Annotated in this window: 13 protein-coding genes and 3 tRNA genes; 14 read left to right on the top strand and 2 right to left on the bottom strand. The window is 38.8% G+C overall.

From position 1 onward, the window contains the following. Positions 1-60: 60 nt before the first annotated feature. From mutS to DSM03_RS05330, 14 genes are all read left to right on the top strand, one after another. Entirely contained in the window at positions 61-2,688 is a 2,628-nt protein-coding gene (mutS, locus tag DSM03_RS05395) for a DNA mismatch repair protein MutS (protein WP_128759963.1), read from the top strand. A gap of 91 nt (positions 2,689-2,779) precedes the next feature. Beyond that, positions 2,780-2,851, top strand: a tRNA-Gly gene (locus tag DSM03_RS05390). 47 nt (positions 2,852-2,898) lie between these two features. Continuing rightward, a tRNA-Leu gene (locus DSM03_RS05385) sits at positions 2,899-2,982 on the top strand. Between the two features lie 304 nt (positions 2,983-3,286). Next, the gene (locus DSM03_RS05380) at positions 3,287-3,898 is read left to right on the top strand and encodes a hypothetical protein (protein ID WP_128759962.1); all 612 of its coding nucleotides are present in this window, start codon (positions 3,287-3,289) and stop codon (positions 3,896-3,898) included. A gap of 94 nt (positions 3,899-3,992) precedes the next feature. Continuing rightward, complete coding sequence (locus tag DSM03_RS05375; protein ID WP_128759961.1) at positions 3,993-6,431, top strand: zinc-dependent metalloprotease; 2,439 nt, start codon at positions 3,993-3,995, stop codon at positions 6,429-6,431. 235 nt (positions 6,432-6,666) lie between these two features. Next, on the top strand, positions 6,667-7,113 hold the full coding sequence (locus tag DSM03_RS05370; RefSeq protein WP_128759960.1) for a ferritin-like domain-containing protein: 447 nt from the start codon (positions 6,667-6,669) through the stop codon (positions 7,111-7,113). Positions 7,114-7,271: 158 nt separating this feature from the next. Then, positions 7,272-7,718 (top strand): ferritin-like domain-containing protein, encoded by a 447-nt coding sequence (locus DSM03_RS05365; RefSeq protein WP_128759959.1) that lies wholly within the window; start codon positions 7,272-7,274, stop codon positions 7,716-7,718. Positions 7,719-7,917: 199 nt separating this feature from the next. After that, entirely contained in the window at positions 7,918-12,300 is a 4,383-nt protein-coding gene (dnaE, locus tag DSM03_RS05360; RefSeq protein WP_128759958.1) for a DNA polymerase III subunit alpha, read from the top strand. A 246-nt stretch (positions 12,301-12,546) separates the two neighbouring features. Then, positions 12,547-14,343, top strand: coding sequence for an alpha-amylase family glycosyl hydrolase (locus tag DSM03_RS05355; protein WP_128759957.1), 1,797 nt, complete (start codon positions 12,547-12,549; stop codon positions 14,341-14,343). Between the two features lie 242 nt (positions 14,344-14,585). Continuing rightward, positions 14,586-14,903: a thioredoxin gene (trxA, locus tag DSM03_RS05350; RefSeq protein ID WP_073098480.1), complete on the top strand. Its 318-nt coding sequence runs from the start codon at positions 14,586-14,588 to the stop codon at positions 14,901-14,903. A gap of 392 nt (positions 14,904-15,295) precedes the next feature. Further along, positions 15,296-15,841, top strand: a complete 546-nt coding sequence (locus tag DSM03_RS05345) for a ClpP family protease (protein ID WP_128759956.1) — start codon at positions 15,296-15,298, stop codon at positions 15,839-15,841. A 219-nt stretch (positions 15,842-16,060) separates the two neighbouring features. Next, a complete protein-coding gene (locus DSM03_RS05340) occupies positions 16,061-16,990 on the top strand; it encodes a DUF58 domain-containing protein (protein WP_128759955.1) in 930 nt (309 codons plus the stop codon). A gap of 113 nt (positions 16,991-17,103) precedes the next feature. Beyond that, positions 17,104-17,177: transfer RNA gene (locus DSM03_RS05335), tRNA-Asp, on the top strand. A gap of 253 nt (positions 17,178-17,430) precedes the next feature. Continuing rightward, entirely contained in the window at positions 17,431-18,669 is a 1,239-nt protein-coding gene (locus DSM03_RS05330) for a site-specific integrase (protein WP_128760114.1), read from the top strand. Positions 18,670-19,540: 871 nt separating this feature from the next. Here the strand turns inward: DSM03_RS05330 and DSM03_RS05325 are convergent. Together DSM03_RS05325 and DSM03_RS05320 are read right to left on the bottom strand one after the other, a co-directional pair. Further along, positions 19,541-20,101: a hypothetical protein gene (locus DSM03_RS05325; protein ID WP_128759954.1), complete on the bottom strand. Its 561-nt coding sequence runs from the start codon at positions 20,099-20,101 to the stop codon at positions 19,541-19,543. 727 nt (positions 20,102-20,828) lie between these two features. Beyond that, positions 20,829-23,030, bottom strand: a complete 2,202-nt coding sequence (locus DSM03_RS05320) for a S41 family peptidase (RefSeq protein WP_128759953.1) — start codon at positions 23,028-23,030, stop codon at positions 20,829-20,831. Between the last annotated feature and the right edge of the window lie 3 nt (positions 23,031-23,033).

Below are 23,033 nucleotides of genomic sequence, written 5' to 3'. Positions count from 1 at the left end.
TTTTTAAATTTATCCCCAGTAGTTTCGACACCAATTTAATCTCGCATCCCTCTAAGAATTATGGCAAAAAAACTGAAAAAGAAAAGCATAACACCTTTAATGAAGCAGTATAATGGTATTAAAAACAAATACCCAGATGCGCTGTTGTTATTTAGAGTGGGAGACTTTTATGAGACTTTCGGTGAAGATGCTGTCAAGGCTGCCGGAATTTTAGGTATAATCTTAACAAACAGAAACAACGGTAGTGAACGTACAGAACTAGCTGGCTTTCCACATCATTCATTAAACACCTACTTACCAAAACTGGTTAAAGCAGGTTGTCGTGTAGCGATTTGCGATCAGTTAGAAGACCCTAAACAAACTAAGAATATTGTAAAACGCGGCGTGACAGAATTGGTTACGCCAGGTGTAGCTCTAAATGACGAAGTACTTCAATCTAAAAGCAATAATTTTTTAGGTGCGATTCATTTTGGAAACCGGCTCATTGGCCTTTCTTTTCTAGATGTTTCTACGGGAGAATTCTTAACAACTCAGGGAGATGCGGCTTATATTGACAAATTACTGCAAAATTTCAGTCCAAGTGAATTGCTCATCAGCAAAAAGAATAAAGCTGATTTTAAAGAAACTTTCGGGACGGACTTTCATATTTTTTATCAGGAAGATTGGGTTTTTAAAACCGATTTTGCTCACGAAAGCCTCAACAAACATTTCAATACAAAATCTCTAAAAGGTTTCGGTATTGAGCATTTAGAGGAAGGCATTATTGCTGCCGGAGCCGCACTGCATTACCTAAGCGAAACCCAGCATCATAAATTACAACACATTTCAAGAATAGCTCGTATTGCCGAAGACGCTTATGTCTGGATGGATCGTTTTACGATACGCAACCTGGAGTTGTATCAAGGCACTTCAACCAAAGCCATAACCCTATTGGACGTGATTGACAAAACCATATCACCAATGGGCGGCAGGCTACTTAAACGATGGCTCGCATTGCCACTGAAGACACTTGACACTATCGCAGAGCGACACGAGATCGTAGAATATATTCTCAATAATCCTGAATTTTACAACCGGCTTTCTGCAGATATTAAAAAAATAGGTGATGTAGAGCGTCTCATCTCTAAAGTGGCTACCGGCAAGGTTTCTCCACGTGAAATCATTCTTCTAAAAAATTCATTAGAAGCTATGGTACCTATCAAAATTTTAGGCGAGCAAGCAGACAATCAGGCTTTGCAAATTCTTTCTGAGAAGCTGAATAATCTGGAGCATTTACGATCTAAGATCAAAGAGACCCTTAATGAAGATGCTCCAGTAAATATCTTAAAAGGAAGCACCATCGCTCCTGATTTTCACGAAGAGTTAGACGAACTCAGAAACCTAGCTACTTCCGGGAAAGCTTATTTAGACAAAATGCTTGAAAGAGAAACAGAGCGTACCGGAATCACTTCGCTTAAAATAGCCTCAAATAATGTTTTTGGGTATTACATAGAAGTACGCAATACGCATAAGGATAAAGTCCCTCCAGAATGGATCAGGAAACAAACACTGGTGAATGCTGAACGCTATATAACAGAAGAATTAAAAGAATATGAGGCTAAAATTCTAGGTGCAGAAGAGCGTATTCTCGCTATTGAACAGCAATTGTTTAATCAATTAGTAAGCTGGATCACGCAGTTTATTGAGCCGGTTCAAATCAATGCTAATATTATTGCTCAATTAGATTGTTTGCGCAGCTATGCAGGTCTCGCTAACGAAAATAATTACAGTAGACCTGAGCTTGACGAATCCTACGAGCTTGAAATAACAGAAGGCCGCCATCCGGTAATCGAAAAGCAGCTACCTATCAGTGAGCCTTATATTGCAAACGATACGTTCTTAGATCGTGACACCCAACAAATGATCATGATCACCGGACCTAACATGTCTGGTAAATCGGCGATATTAAGACAAACCGCTCTTATTGTATTACTTGCACAGATGGGTAGCTTTGTCCCTGCTAAAGCTGCACGCATTGGCCTCGTTGATCGAATTTTTACCCGCGTCGGAGCAAGCGACAATATCTCTATGGGCGAATCTACTTTTATGGTAGAGATGAATGAAACTGCAAGCATATTAAACAATATTTCAAACAGAAGCTTAGTCCTTCTTGATGAAATTGGCCGCGGGACCAGTACTTACGATGGGATTTCGATTGCATGGGCTATTAGCGAATACTTGCATGAACATCCCTCACGTCCTAAAACCCTCTTTGCTACCCATTATCACGAATTGAATGATATGGGAGAAACATTCAATCGAATTAAGAACTTCAACGTTTCAGTAAAAGAATTAAAAGACAATGTTTTATTTCTTCGGAAATTAATTCCGGGAGGTAGCGCCCACAGTTTTGGGATACACGTGGCTAAAATGGCCGGAATGCCCCAGCAAGTTCTGCACAGAGCTAATAAAATGCTCGCTCAATTAGAAAAATCCAACAGAAAAGAAGAACATAAAGATTCTTTAAAAGCAGCTCAGGATGATGAAATGCAACTGAGCTTTTTTAATCTTGACGACCCTTTACTGGAAGAAATTAAAGACGAAATCCTTCATACTGACATAGATACCCTCACTCCAGTAGAAGCATTAATGAAACTCAACGAGATCAAAAGAATGCTTGTACGCAGTAAGAAAAATCAGGTTTCTTAATTGTTTTTATTTTTTTAAAGAAATTGCTTTGCAGATTAAAGAAATCTTGTAAATTTGCATCCGCATTAGACAAGACGTTCTAATGCAAATTGCGAAAGTAGCTCAGGGGTAGAGCATCACCTTGCCAAGGTGAGGGTCGCGGGTTCAAATCCCGTCTTTCGCTCTAAGAATTGCTCCATTATACAATGGGGTTTTTTATTGAAAGCCCAAGCTCGGGTGGTGGAATTGGTAGACACGTTGGACTTAAAATCCAATGAACATTAGTTCGTACGGGTTCAAGTCCCGTCCCGAGTACTAAAACCCTTATAAGCGTAGTGTTTATAAGGGTTTTTTAGTGAAATTGACAATATATTACCTGTTTTAAAATGATTTCCTCATTTTACTTCCGTATCTTTGTATATGTTTTTAACGTGTTAATTTAAAATTAGCTTTGTTTTAAAAACACACCCCCTACAAATAAATATAAATTTTATGTTCATCTTGACTATAAGGGCATATTATTTGTATTATATAAAGACCTTCATTGATGTTTTTAACACTCAGTGCGGTTTTTGAAATTTAATTTTGTAGTAATTGCCCTGCGCCCTGAATTCAATATATGATTTTATCCAAATTTTTTAAAAACTCCAATAACCTAGATAAAGACTTAGAACGCAATCTACTTTTCTCCCCTAATTATTTAATTAGAGAGGTTAAAGCTGGCGAAAACAAACAGTTTGTTTTTGGTGGTCATTCCATCATTACTATCGAACAAATTAACGGTAGCCACAAAGGTTTGTATTTTAACCGTACACGAACATCCAAGTCTAACAAGCTAGATCTTGACCCTAAGCATCAATTACATTTAGGTTTTCACACTATAGATGATATTAATTATCTTATACTTGGAACTCGCCAAGAGCTTACTAAGTTTAAAATTGGTGATACGTTAGAAATCACTTTTAAGAATGACGATAAGCTAACTTTCACCCTCGAAGCCAGTCCTAAATTACCTGAAAAGAATAAGAACTATTCTTGTAATTTGCGCGCAAAATTATCTCATGATCAATTACAATTATTTAAAACCAAATTGATTCAATCGTATCAATTTACTTCAAGCTCATTAGACACTACTATTAAAAAAGACTTTGATAAAGAGTTTAGCCGCAAGTTTAGAGAAGTTGCACAATCTTATACTTTCTGTTTAGAAGGATATTACAAAACGAAATAAGCCAAACTACAATCCTATTATATCACAAAAAGGACTTCTTAAAGAGGTCCTTTTTTATTTTTAATGAGTAAATTCTCCCTTAAAACTTTTTAAAATGCTAAAACGATTTTCCCTAATCCTAGCAGTCTCACTTACCCTATATGGCTGCAAAACTCAAAAAAACACCTTATCTTCTAAAAATTCTGAAAAAAGCGAGGCTAAAAAATCAAAGTTTAAATCTTACAATGAGATCATAACTGATGATGCAGAAAGCGATCCAGGTCTTTTTACAACACACCGTATAGACGATAAATTATATCTTGAAATCCCCGATTCTCTTCTAGGAAAAGATATGCTGTTAGTAAGTCGAATTGCTAAAGTTCCTGCCGGCTATGGCGGAGGCTATGTGAATGCAGGGTCAAAAGTTAATGAGCAAGTAGTTCGCTGGATAAGACGCGGTAATAAAATTGATGTAAAAGTAATCAGTTTTGAAAATAAAAGTGACGAAGAAAGTCCCATTCATAAATCGGTAGAAGCTAACAACTTCTACCCTATCCTTTTCAGTGCAGAAATCAAGACTTTCAGCAAAGATTCTACAGCAGCTGTAATAGATGCTACTGATTTATTCACTCAGGATATTGGAGCCATAAATGCTGTTTCTCCCCGCTTAAGAAAAGAATATAAAATCAAACGTCTTGACGGAAGCAGAACATATATCGAATCTGCACATGCCTATCCACAAAATGTAGAGATCAAGCATATAATGACTTACGATGCCGAAGAACCACCAGAAAGAGATCAGGCTGAAACACTTACCTTTCTTATGAATCAATCGATGATTTTACTGCCCGAAGATAAAATGCAACCTCGTATTGCAGACGCTCGGGTGGGCTGGTTTACCATCAAAAAATACGATTATGATTCTGAAGCTTTAAAATCTGATGATTACAGAATACTCCGCCGTTGGAGATTAGAGCCTAAAGATATGGAAGCGTATAAACGCGGTGAGCTGGTAGAACCTGTTAAACCAATCGTTTATTACCTAGATCCCGCAACTCCTTTAAAGTGGCGGCCTTACTTCAAAAAAGGTATCGAAGACTGGAATAAAGCTTTTGAAGGCGCCGGTTTTAAGAATGCTATTATCGCTAAAGATCCACCAACTCAAGAAGAAGACCCTGAATTCAGCCCCGAAGATGTACGTTATTCTGTGATTAGATATGTTGCCAGCACCACCCGTAATGCTATTGGACCTTCAGTATCTGATCCGCGAACGGGTGAAATTCTTGAGTCTGATGTGATTTGGTATCACAATCACCTGCGTTCGTATCGAAACCGGTTTATGATTGAGGCCGGAGCTCAAAATCCTGCTGCCCGCACACTAGAGACTCCTGAAGAAGAAATAGGCGAAATGATGCGTATGGTTATTGCTCACGAAGTGGGACACGCGATAGGATTACCACACAATATGAAGGCTAGTTCTGCCTATCCTACAGACTCGCTACGCGTGGCTTCTTTTACGCAAAAATACGGCCTCACTCCTTCTATTATGGATTATGCTCGTGTTAATTATGTGGCGCAACCCGAAGATAAAGGCGTTCGCTACATTCGTATGATGGGACCTTATGATATGTATGCTGTAAACTGGGGTTATCGCTACTTACCAGAAGCTAACAACCCAGAAGCTGAAAAGAAAACTCTAGATAAATGGATTTTAGAAAAAGCCGGAAATCCCTGGTATGAGTTTGGAAGCTCTAGAGGAATAGACCCGCATTCTCAAACTGAAAGCTTAGGTGATGACAATATTAAAGCAAGCACATACGGCTTGGCTAACCTTAAAAAGGTTATCCCTAATTTGATTGACTGGACCACAAAAGACGGTTACGGCTATGACGATTTACAGGAGGTTTATCGCGAACTCAATTATTTATGGAGAGGTTATGTGAATCATGTAATCACAAATGTTGGTGGAGTTTACGAAACCCTTAAAACTGCTGATCAAGACGGTACTGTTTATGAACCGGTCCCTAAAGAAATTCAGAAGGAAGCGGTTGACTTTTTAAACCAGAACGCGTTCAATACTCCAGAATGGCTTTTAGACACAGAGATTTTAAACCGAATTGAAGCTAGCGGAGCTATTGATCAGGTTAAAAGCATTCAGAGCTATGCTCTCAATAGCCTGTTAGACGACTCTCGCATCAGCAGAATGATTGAAAATGTTCAAACTAATGGCGCTGGGGCTTATTCTCCAGTTGCATTGATGAACGATTTAAGAACCGGTATTTTTAGTGAATTATACCGTGGTCAAAAAACTGATGCATACCGTAGAAACTTGCAACGTACCTATGTTGATATAGCAACAAACTATCTCAAGAATCTGGAAGCAGGAGAAAATCAAGAGGTTTTGATCTCTGATGTCTTACCCCTTATGCGTGGTGAATTGAGCCGCTTGCTCCGAGATATCAAGGCACGTAAGAACAATTCTTCAGACACATTAACTCGGTATCACTATTCAGATTTAATTGCTCGTATAGACGCTGCTTTTAAAACCGAATAAATAATTTCAACATACTTTTAAAGTATTTACCGAGTGAGAAATATTTTTAGTAAACGCTCCTTCCTAACGGAAGGAGCGTTATTTTTTTAACAGAAAAACTCTTAATCAGGCTGTTAATTTGACCTAAAAGAGGTTAAACCTTGTTAATTACATGTACTGAAAACTTATCTGTGATAACTTGGTAGTAGTTTCATTAGTAATTGAGACACAAAAAAAAAAAAAAAAAAATACAACTATGAGTTATTCAGAAGAAATGGGCAAAAAGCTCAACGATTTATTAGAAAAGAATTACGATGCTGAAGCAGGGTATAAAAATGCTGCAGAAAAAGTAGCAAACGCTTCTCTCAAAAATTACTTATTAAGTCGGGCGCAGGATCGTTATGATTTTGGTCACGAATTAAAAGCAGAACTAAAAACCTTTGGCCAGGATCCTGAAAAGGGAACGAGCCTTGCCGGAGACGCGCACCGTTTATGGATGGATTTAAAAACAGCGATTTCTTCAGATAAAGATGAGGCGGTTTTAGAAGAGACCATAAGAGGCGAGCATGCTGCTTTAGAAGAGTATGAGGAGATTTTAAACAACAGCACATTACCGACCTCAACAAAAGCTATAATTAGTAAACAGCAAAACAGTCTTAAAAATGCTTTAGAAGACGCTAAAGGACTAGAAGTACTAGCTTAAAATTTAAGAGATACTGTTAAAGTGACACGAGCAACGTTAAACAGTCTTAAATGATTTGTTTTCAGACACTTTAACTTATATATTATTTATGGACGTTAACGAAACATCCGTCTTACTAGCCAAAAATTGTTTCGATAATTAAAAAAAGAAGATAGAAGATGAAGTACAGTGAAAAAATTTCGAACAAGCTAAATGAATTATTAACTAAAAATTACGATGCTGAAGCCGGTTACAAACTCGCTTCTGAAAACGTAAAGGATAATACCCTCAAAGAGTATTTTAATCGCAGAGCCAAAGAACGTTACGACTTTGGACATCAGATTAAAAATGAGATCAAAGTATATGGTGAAACCCCAGACAAAGGCACAAGCCTTGCTGGAGATGCCCACAGACTTTGGATGAATGTAAAATCGACACTATCTAACGATAATGAAGAATCAATTTTAGAAGAAACGATTCGTGGTGAAAAAAATGCACTCGAAGAATATAACAATATTCTTAAAGAGCCTAATATACCACCAACAACAGAGTCTATTCTAAAGGTTCAACGCGATACTATTAAAAGTGCTTTAGAGGAAGTTAAAGCATTTGAAATAATGGCATAGAACCATTCTATTTGAATTAGCCGACACCATTGGGTGTCAAAAAGCAGTCCTAATTTTACTTTTAGGACTGCTTTTTTTATGGGTGTACATACCGTTAATAACTCTCCAAAACTTAACTTTTTAAAGCCTGTCTTTTTCTTTAATTTTAAACTTTTCCCCATCTCCTGCCCTGAAAAAAGCAACCTAAAGAGAACCAGCAATGTACCTGATATTTGATACTGAAACTACCGGCTTACCCAAGAACTGGAACGCTCCCATCACCGATTCTGACAACTGGCCCAGAGCGATACAAATTGCCTGGCAGCTGCATGACGATATGGGGAACTGTATTGAACATCAGGATTATCTAATTCGCCCTGACGGATTTGACATTCCGTTTGATGCTGAGCGTATTCACGGTATTTCTACAGAGCTTGCCCAGCGGGACGGTCTGCCTCTGGGAGAGGTTTTAGGAAAATTTAAAGCGGCTTTGGATAAAACCAAATTTGTCGTGGGACAAAACGTAGGTTTTGACGTGAACATCATGGGTGCAGAATTTCACCGCCTTGATGTCACAAACCAGCTTCAGGAACTTCCGGTATTAGATACCTGTACTGAGAGGACTGCGCAACTATGTCAGATTCCCGGGGGACGTGGAGGTAAATTCAAACTGCCTACTCTTACTGAGTTGCATCAGTATTTATTCGGAAAACCCTTTGGAGAAGCCCACAATGCAACTGCCGATGTGGAAGCAACTACGCGTTGCTTTTTTGAATTGGTGCGTCGCCGCATTTTTACGCAGGAAGAACTAGATGTACCTGCAGGCTATTTTGAAGATTTTCAGGAAGCCAATCCGCAGCCTATTGAATTCATAGGGCTCAAACACATCAACCTTAAAGCTGCTTCTGAAGAAATACGCAAAACCCTGCAAAAAGCAGATCAGGCAGATATTTCTAAAGAAGAAATCAAAGAGAATAAAGAGCAACTCGCGAAAGTAGATTTTGTTCATTTGCACAACCATTCTCAGTTCTCCATCCTTCAGTCTACTTCAAGTGTACACGATATTGTTAATGCCGCAAAGAAGCACAAAATGCCCGCAGTTGGCATTAGTGACATGGGGAATATGATGGCTGCTTTTCACTTTGTAAAAGCTTTAACCGCACATAACAAAGCAGCTCTTGCTAAAAATACAGCTCTTGAAGAAGCCGGTGAAGAGCCCACAGAAACGGTTATAAAACCCATCGTAGGAATAGAGCTCAACGTCTGCCAGGATCACACCAACAAAAGCCAAAAAGATAACGGCTATCAGATTGTATTCATTGCCAAAAACAAAAAAGGCTATCACAATCTGGCAAAAATGGCATCGCTCGCCTACACAGACGGTTTTTATTATGTGCCGCGTATAGATCGTAAAATTGTAGAGCGCTATAAAGAAGACCTCATCGTTCTTACCGGTAACCTGTATGGGGAAGTACCCAGTAAGGTGCTCAATGTGGGTGAAAAACAAGCCGAAGAAGCTTTATTGTGGTGGAAAGAAACGTTTGGAGACGATCTGTACATCGAGATCATGCGTCACGGGCAGGAAGATGAAGACCGTGTGAATCAAACGCTGGTCGAGTTTTCTAAAACACACGATGTAAAACTGGTTGCGACTAATAATACCTTTTACATTGATAAAGAAGATGCGACGGCTCACGATATTTTACTCTGTGTAAAAGACGGTGAAAAAGTAGCAACCCCTAAGGGCCGCGGCCGCGGCTATCGCTTTGGCCTGGATAACGAAGAATACTACTTCAAGTCTGCAGATGAGATGAAAGCCCTGTTTACAGACCTGCCGGAAGCAATAAGCAATGTAACCGAGGTTGTAGATAAAATTGAAGCGTTTGTTTTGGCCCGGGATGTGCTCTTACCGGCATTTACCATTCCTGAAGAATTTCAGTTTGAAGAAGATAAACTGGATGGTGGCAAACGCGGGGAAAACAAATACCTGAAACACATCACCTTTGAAGGTGCTAAAAAACGCTATCCGGAAATCACACCCGATATTGAAGAACGCCTCAACTTTGAGCTGAGCGTTATTGAAAACACGGGATATCCCGGGTATTTCCTCATTGTGGAAGATTTCATCCGCGAAGCCCGAAATATGGATGTATCGGTAGGTCCCGGCCGGGGTTCTGCTGCCGGTAGTGCGGTGGCGTATTGTTTGGGAATTACGAATATAGACCCGATTAAGTACGATCTGCTTTTTGAGCGTTTCCTCAATCCGGATCGGGTGAGTATGCCCGATATTGATATCGATTTTGATGACGAGGGCCGAAGCCGGGTTATGGATTATGTAATCAATAAATATGGGGCTAATCAGGTAGCACAGATTATCACCTACGGTACGATGGCCGCAAAATCATCCATTCGAGATACAGCAAGGGTTTTGGATCTTCCGTTAGGAGATGCGGATCGTATTGCCAAGCTGATCCCCAATATGTCAAAGCTGGCTAAAATATTTGGGCAAAGTGAAGCCGATCTCAAGAAGAAATTTCGTTCTGATGATCTGGTCAAGGTTAACGAACTACTCAATCTTGCGGAAGGCGATGATTTAGAGGGGCAAACGCTACGTCGTGCACGTCAGCTAGAGGGCTCGGTGCGTAATACCGGGATTCACGCCTGTGGGGTGATCATCACACCCGATGATATTACCAACTTCGTTCCGGTTTCCACAGCAAAAGATTCAGACCTCTACGTCACCCAGTTTGACAACTCGGTGGTTGAGGAAGCTGGACTCTTAAAAATGGACTTCCTGGGTCTGAAGACCCTGACGCTGATTAAAGACACGGTAAAACTGGTTAAGCATAAACACGGTGTTGATCTCGATCCGGATAGTTTTCCGTTAGATGATGAAAAAACATACGAGTTGTTCCAGCGTGGAGATACGGTAGGTATTTTTCAGTATGAATCGCCGGGGATGCAAAAACACATGCAGGCGTTAAAACCAACTGTTTTTGAAGACCTTATTGCGATGAACGCCCTTTATCGCCCGGGACCTATGGAGTATATTCCGAGCTTTATCGCACGTAAACACGGGGATGAAGAAATTCAGTATGACCTTCCGGCGATGGAGGAGTATCTGGAAGAAACCTACGGAATTACGGTTTATCAGGAGCAGGTGATGCTCTTGTCGCAGAGTCTGGCAGGCTTCAGTAAAGGTGATGCCGATGTCTTGCGAAAAGCGATGGGTAAAAAGATCTTTGCCCTGCTGGAAAAACTAAAACCACAGTTCCTGGACGGTGGGGAAAAAAACGGCCACGACCGAAAAATCCTCGAAAAGATCTGGAAAGACTGGGAAGCTTTTGCGGCCTATGCCTTTAACAAGTCGCACTCTACCTGCTACGCATGGATTGCCTACCAAACCGCATATTGTAAGGCCCACTACCCTGCCGAATACATGGCTGCTGTGCTTTCTAACAATATGAACGACATCAAGCAGGTGACATTTTTTATGGAAGAATGTAAGCGTATGGGGCTGGAAGTATTGGGTCCTGATGTCAATGAATCCTTTAGAAAGTTTACCGTAAACGATCAAGGCGCTGTACGTTTTGGTATGGGAGCCGTAAAAGGTGTTGGTGCAAATGCCGTAAAAACCATTGTAGAAAACCGAAAAGACGCTCCGTACCGCTCAGTTTTTGACCTGGCAAAACGCATAGATCTGCGCGCAGCCAATAAAAAAGCTTTTGAAAGTCTGGCGCTTGCCGGTGGCTTTGACAGCTTCCCTACTTCACATCGCGCACAGTATTTTAAAGATGAAGGCGACGGCATTACCTTCTTGGAAAAAGCCGTAAAATACGGAGCAAAGTTTCAGGAAAATGAAAATTCTGCTCAGGTGAGTTTATTCGGTGAAGCCAGTGAAGTACAAATTCCGGAGCCTGTAGTTCCTCCTTGTGAAGAATGGGGAACGATGGAAAAACTACGTCGTGAAAAAGAAGTGGTAGGTATTTACATCAGTGGTCACCCGCTGGATGATTTTAAACTGGAAATGGACAATTTCTGCAACGGAAAAATCAAAGATTTCAACAATTTGGATCAGCACCTCAACCGCGAACTCACCATTGGCGGGGTGATTTCTGATGTGCAGCACCGGGTTTCTAAAAATGGAAAAGGCTGGGCGGCATTTACTGTTGAAGATTTTGAAGAGTCGTTTGAGTTTAGAATGTTTGGTGAAGAGTACCTCAAGTTCAGGCATTTTTTAATTCCCAACTCCTTTGTTCATATGCGGGCGTTTGTACGCGAAGGATGGACGAATCGCGAGACCGGCAAAAAAGGCGACCCACGGATACAGTTCAACAACTTTATGCAGCTGCAGGACGTGATGGAAACCTTTAGTAAAAAGCTCACCATCAATCTGGACCTAAAAGAAGTGCAAAGCAATCGCATTGAAGAACTTCGCGAAACCTTATTCAACCACCGCGGAGATCACAATCTGCATTTTTATGTGTTTGAATCTGAACAAAAAATCGCACTCCAGATGCCAAGCAGAAAGAAAAAGGTCAAGATCAGTAGTGCGTTGTTGAATGAATTAAAAGCGCAACGGTTTAGCTTTAAACTCAATTAAGTGGCGAGGTGCCACAGCCAAAATAAATTAGCATAATAGGATTTAAGGTCTTCCTATTCCGTTTTTTAATCACAATATTCGACCCTGAGCTAAATCAGGGTCGTGTGACAACTATTCTGTAAACCGTTCTAAACCCGCTGAAATTCCAAATTAATTTTTATACTTTATTTCACAGTTAAGCAATTCATAAAAAGCGCATTAGATATCGGTTTTGAGGTAATTTCACTTTAAAAACCAAGAATCGCTATGCAAACCACAATAGAAAAATCAGCCGGGATGGGTGCTGTTATAAATGACGGTATTACCACCTTTAGAGTCTGGGCTCCCAATGCTGACAAAATTTTTGTAACCGGGGATTTTAACGACTGGAACGAAACCAACTTTCCGCTAGAATCGGAACAAAACGGATACTGGTCCGGAGTTACCAGCGATGCGCAGGAAGGCCATGAATACAAATACCTCATTCATAACGGAGCGCATAAATTTTTCCGCAATGATCCTTATGCTTTTGAATTGACAAACAGCAATGGGAATACGATTATCCGCTCATTAGATTTTGACTGGGAAGGTGATGCTTTTGAGATGCACGACTGGAACAAGCTGGTTATTTATGAGTTGCATGTAGGTACGTTTAACCGTAAAGAAGCAGACCAGGTGGGTACGTTTGAAGATGTGATTGAAAAATTACCTTACCTGAGAGATTTAGGCATTAACTGTATTGAACTTTTACCGGTTGCTGAGTTTGCCGGGGGTATATCGTGGGGCTATAATCCTGCACATCCCTTTGCCATTGAGCAGGATTACGGCGGGCCTGAAGGTCTTGCCAAACTGGTTAAAGAAGCTCACAAAGCAGGAATTGCGATCATCATGGATGTGGTGTACAATCATTTTGGCCCCTCTGATGTAGATCTCTGGCGGTTTGACGGCTGGAGTGAAAATGACAAAGGCGGAATTTATTTCTACAACGATCACCGCAGCACAACCCCTTGGGGAGATACGCGACCGGATTACGGCAGACAGGAAGTGCGTCAATATTTACGCGACAACGCCTTGATGTGGATAGAAAAATACCATTGTGACGGTTTGCGTCTGGATGCTACTTCATATATACGTTATGAAGGTGGTGGTTTGGGAGAAGACAAAGCTATAGATGAAGGCAATCAAATGATGCGTGAGATCAATCTCGAATTACAAACTAAATACCCCAAAGTGCTCACCATTGCTGAGGATTTAAAAGGTGATGAGTTCGTCACTAACGGCATTGCCTATGGTGGCGTAGGTTACGGTGCACAATGGGATTCTCACTTTGTGCATCCGGTACGTGAGGTACTTCAGGATACTCACGATGACAGCCGGGACCTTCAAAAAATTGTAGATGCGCTGGAATATACCTATAGTGGAAATGTATTCAAACGAGTAGTATATACCGAATCACATGACGAAGTTGCTAATGGTAAAGCCCGTGTGCCTGAAGAAATTCAGCCGGGAGATGCCGAAAGTGAATTTGCAAAAAGACGCGCGGTACTGGGAATTGTACTTACGCTAACCGCTCCGGGAATTCCCATGCTTTTTCAAGGGCAGGAATTTATAGAAGATGAGTACTTTCAAGATACCGAGCAATTAGATTGGAATAAAGAAGAACGCTTCTCCGGAATCAGACAACTGGTGAGTGATGTGATTAAATTGCGTACCGGTACCAGCGGAGGTGCTAACGGTCTCAATGGACAACATCTGGATGTTATTCATTTTAATCCTGAAACTAAAATTCTGGCTTTTAAACGCGGTGGCAGTGAAGAGGAGGAGGCATTGATTATTCTGAATTTCAGAAATCAGGAATATTTAGATTATGGGATCGGCATGGATAACAACCATGATTGGAAATTGCGCATCAATGCTGACTGGAAGGGTTATGACGCAGATTTTTCTGATCTTGAAGTAAACGATCTAAAACTTGAAGAACAAGAAACGGATGGTCGTCCATTTACAGGAAAATTCAATATCCCGGGATATGGCGCGCTCGTGTATACGGCTGTAAAAAATTAATTGATAACCCGCGTGAAGGATTGCCGTGAAAAGCCCACAGCCCCGCCCCGATGGTAATCGGGATCAGGGGCGCGGACTTGCAACAGAAAGCCTGAACCTTGTGGACACACCAAAACTTGACAGATTGTATATTTAAAATCAATTAAACTGATCAAAACATAATCAAATCTAATTCGCTCCTTGTAAGCTTTAGAAGAATAATTGACTAATTTTGCATTAATAACCTAAATAACAGAATTAAAATGGCACTAGAAATAACAGACGCAAACTTTGAAGAAGCGGTATTACAATCAGAAAAACCGGTCTTAGTAGACTTTTGGGCTGCTTGGTGCGGACCTTGTAGAATGGTAGGTCCCGTAATTGAAGAGATCAGCAAAGAGTACGAAGGGAAAGCCGTGATAGGTAAACTGGATGTAGATGCTAATCAAGAGTTTGCTGCAAAATACGGTGTGCGTAATATACCTACTGTTTTAATGTTTAAAGGCGGAGAAGTTGTAGGACGCCAGGTAGGTGTTGCTCCTAAAAATGTATATACAGAAGCGATAGACGGATTATTATAGTCTTATATTATGTTTCTTAAAAATAAAAAAGGTTTGGCTTAGCGTCAGACCTTTTTTATTGGATGCTGTTGAGCACAACCCTTCACAAGGCTTTACTGTTTTATAAGCATTTCACAAGTTTATTGTTTATACTTGTTAGGGAGATTTAAAAATTGTACCGAAATTTACGGGATAGTCAAGACGTGAAATTTTGGCTCATCCTAAAGTAAACTTCCTAAGGGCTAGCTCATGGCGGATGCTTTAAAAACAAATTTTCAATTTCGAGGCAAGCCTCGGGGTATTAAACCCTTTGGCGGTGCCAATAAAAAAGGAAATTTTATTCGGTTTGTGCTCTTTTTCAGTTGGAGTATGCTGAAGGCTCAATACCGATTAAAACTATTTAAAATTAAATTATGGAAACTAAAAAAGGAAAACCTCAAGATAGCATAGATGCAAAATTACTTGAAGAACGCAAAGTGTTCTTATGGGGGCAAGTAGATGATAAAAGTGCGAAACACGTTGTGGACCGCTTATTATATCTTGATGCGCTAAGCAATGACGAAATTCAATTTTACATCAACAGCCCGGGTGGTTATGTGACTTCCGGCTTCTCTATTTACGACACGATCAAGTCAATAAAGAGCCCGGTTTCTACTATATGTACCGGTCTTGCGGCTAGTATGGGAAGTATTTTACTTTCTGTAGGCGAAAAAGGACGTCGCTTCATTCAACCACACGCGCGTGTGATGATTCACCAACCTAGCGGTGGTGCGCGCGGACAAGCTAGTGATATTGAAATTACCGCTCAGGAAATCTTAAAAACAAAAGAATTGAGTGCAAAAATTCTTGCTGAAAATTGCGGTCAGGATTATGATAAAGTAATGAAAGATTTTAACCGTGATCATTGGATGGGTGCAGATGAGTCTGTCGCTTATGGTATAGTTGACGGGATCGTTTAATAACAGTACGCAGTCTCAGTTTGTAGTTGGCAGAATTTATTGTTTGTTATTTAGTATTCTTGATTTAGAGACTGTAACTGAAAACCGATCACTAAGTACCGCTACCAAAGCAGCGATGTACCAAAGGGAACGGTTTGAAATACGAAATCGAAAATTAGAAATACAAAATCACTGCTGACTGAGACTGAAAACTGATACTACATACTGCCTGCTAAACATATGGATCTTCAAGCGCATCTTAATACAATAACCGGTTTTAATAATCTGGAGCTCCTCGCAGGTCAGATCGTTGAAGGATTTATCAGCGGAATGCATAAGAGTCCGTTTCACGGGTTTTCTGCAGAGTTTGCAGAGCACAAGGTTTATAATGCAGGCGAAAGCACTAAACACATAGATTGGAGACTCTACGCCCGCACCGATAAGCTGTATACCAAACGCTATGAGGAAGAAACAAACCTACGTTGTCACCTTATTGTAGATAACAGCAGCAGTATGCACTATCCTGCTTTAAAAAGCAGCATTTTAAACAAGCCCAATAAAATTGCATTTTCGGTTTTGGCATCGGCTGCAATTATGCAGCTGATGAAAAAACAACGCGATGCAGTGGGCTTGAGTGTCTATGCAGAAAACTTTGAGTTTTATGCTTCTGAAAAAGGAAGCGAGCGGCATCACCATATGTTACTTGATCAGCTCAACCAGATTTTAATCAAACCGAACAAAAATAACAAAACAGATACCTACGCAAATCTGCATTTTATAGCTGAAAAATTAAAGCGCAGATCTTTGGTATTTTTATTTAGCGATTTGTTTCAAAATGAGATTCAGCAGGAAAGAACCTTTGAAGCGTTACAGCATTTAAAGTACAATAAACATGAGGTTGTCCTGTTTCACACTTATGATAGTGCTACGGAATTAAATTTTGATTTTGACAGCACACCTAAGCGTTTTGAAGATATAGAAACCGGAAAAAGTATAGACGTTTTTTCTGAAAATCTAAAAGACGCCTATTACCAATCTGTAAACAAATACTTTAGCGCTTTGAAATTGCGCTGTGCGCAGTATAAAATTAATTATGTAAGCGCAGATATACAGCGTGGTTTCGCTCCTATTCTGAGTACTTTTTTAGTAGAACGCAGACAGTTTTTATAGGATTTAAAAAAAGTTTAAAAAATTGTTTGCACACTTAAAAAATGAGTGTATATTTGCACCCGCAAGAAAGGAAATGGTCAACACTTCTAATCTTGAAAAGTTCTTAAAATATTGGTCTGGTAGTTCAGTTGGTTAGAATACATGCCTGTCACGCATGGGGTCGCGGGTTCGAGTCCCGTCCAGACCGCTAGGAGTTATTCCAAATTCCTCTAAAAGCCTGTAAATCATATGATTTACAGGCTTTTTTATTTTATTTAATGTCGTTTGATATCAAATAATTCCATCCAAAAGGTGCGCGATTCGGTGAGTCTTTTTAAACTCGAAAAAGACTCACCTCGAAGCCTCCTAAAGTGTTAAAATAAAAGAGCTTACGCGATTTCTTTAACACTTTTTAATTAGGACTTTTGTACTTTAAATCCCTCATTTAAAAGACAAAAATGATGGCAAGTTCTATTTCAATCCTTTTCTATCCAAAAACTTCAGCTAAAAAATCATTAAAGGCAGCTACTATTTATGCCAGAATCACAGTAGATTCCAAGCGCAGCGAGTTTTCAACCCAACATAAGGCAACAGACAAGTGGGATCCCAAACTTGGAAAGATGACAGGCACCAGTGCAGAAGCTCGTATGGTGAACCGGCACTTAGACGATGTACGAACTAAAATTTATGAGATCTACGACAGGTTAATCCGCGAAGACAAACCAATTTCTGCGCAAATTATAAGAGATATTTATCAAGGCAAAGATGATGAGCAACGATCCCTCCTTGAGTTATTTCAAGAACACAATGACCGCATTGAGAGCCTTGTTGGCAAAGGATATTCCCAGGGCACATTACAACGCTATAAGGCTGCTAGAACGCATTTAGAAAATTATCTGTTATTTCTGAAAAGAGCTGGTGATATTCCGCTAAGAGAAATTGATTACCAATTTATATCAGGTTTCGAACATTATTTAAAATCTGAAAAGAATTGTGCACACAATACAGCGACAAAATACATCGTCAACTTTAAAAAAATCATGCGTATAGCGCTAGCTAATCAATATATTGACAAAGACCCTTTCTTTCACTGGAAGTCCAACTGGAAAACCAAGGAACGGGAATTTCTAACTAGTGATGAATTGAATAAACTCGCTCACAAAGAATTTACAATTACACGTCTAGAACAGGTACGCGATATTTTTCTCTTTTGTTGCTTTACCGGTCTTGCATACGCCGATGTAAATAAGCTAAGTCCAAATGATATCATTCTGGGAATTAATGGTCAACAATGGATAAAAACAAAACGGCAAAAGACCAATACTTTAAGTAGCATTCCCCTACTACCAACAGCATTCGAAATTTTAGAAAAATACAAAGAGCACTCCTGTAGAACGGAGCAGGGAAAATTACTCCCCGTACTTACCAATCAAAAGTCAAATGCGTATTTAAAAGAAATCGCAGATGTTTGTGGAATCAACAAAAGTTTAACCACGCACTTAGCGCGACATACATTTGCCACAACCGTCACCTTATCTCGTGGAGTACCAATGGAAACCGTGAGCAAAATGCTGGGACATACATCGCTTAAAACCACTCAGCTTTATGCCAAAGTTTTGGATTCTAAAATCAGTTCAGATATGGAACTATTAAAACAGCAAGGAACATTAATCAATCCTAAAGGCGAAAAAATCAATTAGTCGAGCTCCTAATAAATTTGATCCGAGTTGATAGTATTTGAAAATTATTGAAGATGTACCAAAATGCACCAAGTACTGCATCTAGAAGTGACCTACTACTGCACCAACAAGCGCACTAAGTAGTGAATCGTTATATAAAACATGTATAAACAGTATAAAACATAAATAAACATGCCATGGCATTTTAAATATAACTTTTTTATTTTCAGCGTCCTAACAATTTCAAACAAAAGTCTCTCTTCCAAAATAACAGTGTTTTAAAGCCTTAGAATTGACGATCTATGAAAAAAGCATAACTTGCTTATGAAATAAAAAAAAGTTTCCCAAATCAGCTTTAAAATTCCGTTTGTAAATGGATTTGAAAAATTTTCCGAAAGAGTATTAGGCTTCATTTGGATTAAGCGCTAAATCTAGTGATGGTTTCTTAACTAATATAATTGATTTAAATCCTGAAAAAGAATATGAATAGAACCCAATTCCGGACTTAGATGAATTCGAAATTTCAGATAGGTTTAGATATCTTGGTCTAAAGGATACAGCAAATTATTTGCACGCTTGTCTATAATAATTGTGAATAACGGCAGTTTTTCTCAAAACCAACTGTGTATGCTTTAAAAGTAGCTGGGGTGGATGCGATATCAAATAAAAAATCTCCTAAACTAACATATATACTAGCCAGAAAATTAAGACCGCAAGAGCATCTACTAGCTCAAAAAAATACCCTAAATCTCTCATACTAATATAAGCCAAACTCAGAGAGCTAACCGATATTCAACCGATTCCGTAAACACGGCGTTCAAGCTGAATTCCGGTTCTGCAACGGGACAGGCTGTACCGGCCGCACGAACGCTAGTTATTGTGCAAAGTATTTTTATAATAGACTAAATGTTAAGAAATACTTATATCCGCCTTGGTTTATCATTATCCAAGCTCCTAATTTGTCAGATTTAGGTTCAAACAATAGAACACCTAATGGGTTTTCAGGTTCTTCTTTTCGATAATATGCAAAAACATTATCATCTTTTGCATACATTTTTTCTCCACCAACAGTTTTATGTTTAGATTTCTCTTTATCAAAAGGTTCATAAATTTTATGATTTTTATAAAATCTTACTGGTTTTGCGTCCATATTTGCAACACCAATACTATCAACTGTTTTTCGAAAATAATAGAAAAGAGTATCGAAAGCAGCAACTCTTTTCTCTCTTCTTTTAGTTACGGTATCATTTAAGACATTGTCAAAATAGATGTAATTTTCAAATAAACTATCTTTTGAAATTTCAGATTTTTCTTTTTTGTAGATGTAATTAGCTAATTTTTTAAGCTTGGAATATTGATCTTTATCATTTTTAGTCCAATTTTCCATACTATTGTTTTGTCCAATACCAGAACTTGTCGACAGTAAAATAAGCCCAATTAATATTCTTCTCATTTCATTTCTCATATTGTGCTCAACTCGTTATATTCCCGATAAATATACCCATTATCCCCCTAAAATCTCCGGAATAACCGGAACTTCAATTCCTGTTTATCAATTGGTAGACTAGGTTACTCTTTCCAAAACGTACCAGCTTACGGAATTCCTTATCCAAATTTAAGTGCATACCCCTTTCAGGATTAAGAAACCAAAATGTATTGCTATACACGAATGAAGTGCTTTTTTTAGTCAAAATATCGCTCACCATATCAGCATATCATCCCCCAGGCAAAGCCCACTCAAAAACCCTGGTAGCATTTGAAACTCATTCCCTTAAAAAAGTGATTACTACCCATAAAAAACCTTAAAATTTTAAAGTCTGAGGTCAAAAAATGGAAAAACTACAGGAGCGTTTACGCTACAATAACGATCTAAAAGAATTAGTCGAGCTGTGTGGCATTGAAACCCGTTTAACTTCTTTATGTCTCCAGAAACAGCTGGCACCATTACTCCGAAATAGCCACATAGCAAGTTTAGTACGACTAAAATTTATTTAAAGGATCTGCCTAATAATATTTTAGATGAGTATAACCAGCTCATACAATTAAATGCTTAGATAAACTTATAAAAGCCGAACTACTACTTTTTGGAGAAGCTGCGCATCTTAATATTTTTATTTTCATCAAGTATGTGCAAACTCAAAAAGATCTGTAATAAATAAAGGAATCAAAAGGGTTGATTTCTATTCATTTATAACTTCAATAGCTTTTTCTAATACCTCATCTCTTCCCTTCTTTAGACCTTCTATGGTGGGTGTGACTTCAACATCAGGGATAATTCCAACACGTTGCGTTTGTGTGCCATCAGGATAATAAACTCCATTACCTGAAATATTGGTCAATAAACCACCGGGTAAATAGATTGAAGAAACATTGCCGTCTGCTCCTGCAGTTGTACTGCCTACTATAGTGGTATTGGCTCCCGCTCTAAACGCCATCGCGGTATACTCTGCCTGACTTTGTGTGTCTTCGTTTACCAGAACTACCAGTTTACCTCTATAGGTTTCTGCGTCTTTTGGTATTTCTAAAGGGGCTGTAAAATTGAATTCCCCCGGATTATCTAAATTAAATTTTGTGAATTTTACAAAAGGGGTTGTTGAACTAACAAAATACGATCCCAAGGTAAAAGGCACAAAGGTCGAAGGATAATTACGGATATCAATAATAATTCCTTTTGTGTTTTTAAAAGTTTCTTTTATTAAAGCAATATCTTCCTCCTTGATAAATGCTAAAGTGATATACCCAATATTTCCGTCCAGTAGTTTATAGCAGGGCTCATCAGTCCATTTATACCATCTCATATTGAGAGCACTCTTTTCATAAAGTGGTAATAATGCAGCTTTCTTTTGATTGTTTGAAATGTAATCAATCCTGATTTGTTCTTTATTAGAGCGTAAGATATCATAAGCTATATTTCTCCGTTTTGCAGCATCATTAGATGCCGGATAATACGGGCGAATACTATCGAGTATAGTGTTGATTGATTTTCCCTCAATGTGTGTTATGACATCTCCAGTTTCAACTTGAGAAGCTCCTTTTAATTCGGGCTTGTAATAATCGGTAACGACTAATTGCTCATCTATAAATTGCGTGAGTATCGGTGGATAAAGATTTCCTCTCTTATATTGCACATTACTAAAACCTACACTTGTACTTGCATGTGTGTCATTTATTTCACCTATCAATTCAATACTCGCTAGTTCATATTCAAATTTATTTTTTGCATTTATAAACTTGGGTATATATTCTTTTAAAACGCCATTCCAATCATTATCTGTTAGGTATTTGCTAGGAAAGAAATAGTGGACCATATTCCAATATCTATAGAGCGCTAAAAGTTGAAACCCATCATCATCAGAAGGCAAACTGTAATAGATATTTTCATTTGAAAAATCAGGATTACCAGCACCACCCTTTTTAATGTAAAAATGTTTTCCCTGACACCTGTTTTGATAGATATATTCTATTTTATTCTTTAATTCAGGATTTAGATCATCAGCGTTCAACCAAGATAAGTCTGGTTTAATAAATGCTTCGGGAGATGTCTTTTTACATTCAGTACATTTATCTAACTCTCCGTACTTAGAAATCCATTGAAGGAGAATTTGGTCTCTTTCTATTTTATTAGTTGTTTTCAGATAGTTTGGGAGCATACGGAAAAGCTCAAAGTCCCAATTGTAATTTCCTTTACAGACTTCCGGGTGATTGTATTTTAAAAATCCCCAAACTGTCCCTAATAATTCTAAATTGCTTATTAGCGCTTCATCAAGTTTAGGCACGTCAATCTTAGAACCCAGTTCAAACTCGTTATCTAAAGTAGCCTTAAAAACCGGTTTTTCTTTCTCAGCTAAGGTTTGAACATCTTTACCATCAATGGTAAGTACAAAATCATCAAACCATGCTTCACCGGTACCCGTCAAGATGCCGCCAATAAAAATATTTTCAGCTTCCCTGGGATAGGGCAAGGTGATCGAATAGTGTTGCCAATCTTTAGTATCCTTAATATGCTGACTTTCCATATTATCAAAGGCTATGCTCTTCTGGTCGTCGTCTATACGAATCAATAATCCACCAAACCCATTTGCTACATTTTTAAGTTTCATGTAGCCTTCAAGCTGAATAGACGTTCCTTCATAATTGGCGGGAATTCTATAACCAATAGAACCAAAAGAACCTGCTTTAGTAGCTTTAATTTTACCAGAAAACTTCCCGGAGTGGACAGTAGTAGTATCTGCAGTCAACGTATAGTCACCCCATGCAAACCAATCTTTTGGAAACATGTACAGTTCATCATAATCTTCAAAATCTAAATTGTATTTCCGTTCTGTTTGAGAAGAGCAGCTTAAGCAAAAAAGGCTTAGTAGGATTAAGAAGATTTGTCTCACAGG

The sequence above is a fragment of the Leeuwenhoekiella aestuarii genome (assembly GCF_004104055.1).
Classification (GTDB): Bacteria; Bacteroidota; Bacteroidia; order Flavobacteriales; family Flavobacteriaceae; genus Leeuwenhoekiella; species Leeuwenhoekiella aestuarii.
This window is presented reverse-complemented; position numbering and strand designations above follow the sequence as displayed.